The sequence below is a fragment of the Streptomyces katrae genome (assembly GCF_000966975.1).
Taxonomy (GTDB): Bacteria; Actinomycetota; Actinomycetes; order Streptomycetales; family Streptomycetaceae; genus Streptomyces; species Streptomyces katrae.
The window spans coordinates 1-458 of record NZ_JZWV01001053.1 but is presented as its reverse complement, the minus strand read 5'-3'; the positions used below and the strand labels follow the sequence as shown (position 1 = coordinate 458).

The 458-nt window shown below is 62.4% G+C and carries 1 protein-coding gene; it reads left to right on the top strand.

Going from position 1 to position 458, the window contains the following annotated elements; translation table 11 throughout:
• Window positions 1-105: 105 nt before the first annotated feature.
• On the top strand, window positions 106-458 hold a 353-nt coding region (locus tag VR44_RS46125; RefSeq protein ID WP_342669416.1), incomplete at its 3' end, for a hypothetical protein.

Here is a 458-nt window from a genome sequence, read left to right as displayed (position 1 = left end):
ACTGAGGCTCTGGTCCACATTCTGTGGAGGCTCACGGACGGTGATGTCAGTGGGGTGTGGTGGTATGGCCTGACTCTGCCGTTGACCTGCTGGGAGGCCGCTGTGATGCCCGCGTATCCGTCTCTGACCCACGCCTTGGCCGAGGCTTTGGTCGGCGCCCTGTGGTTCATCGAGGGCAGTGAAGACGAGCAGATGGACCCGGACGATGCGGTGAAGGTCTTGGAGGGCGTCGCCCACCTGTTCAGCCAACTGTCAGCTGATCAGCGGCAGGAGCTGATCGATCTGCTCAGGGCGATGGCCGAGGCCGAGCCCGATCAACCCGCCGGGAGTTCTTGGAAGGGTTCCCGGAAGGATTCGGGCTGGTCGAGGACGAGGCTTGAGTGGGGTTTCAGGAGTAGAGCAGGACGCGCTTTCGTAGCAGTTCGAATCCTGCGCGGCCGAACATCTGACGTTTCAGC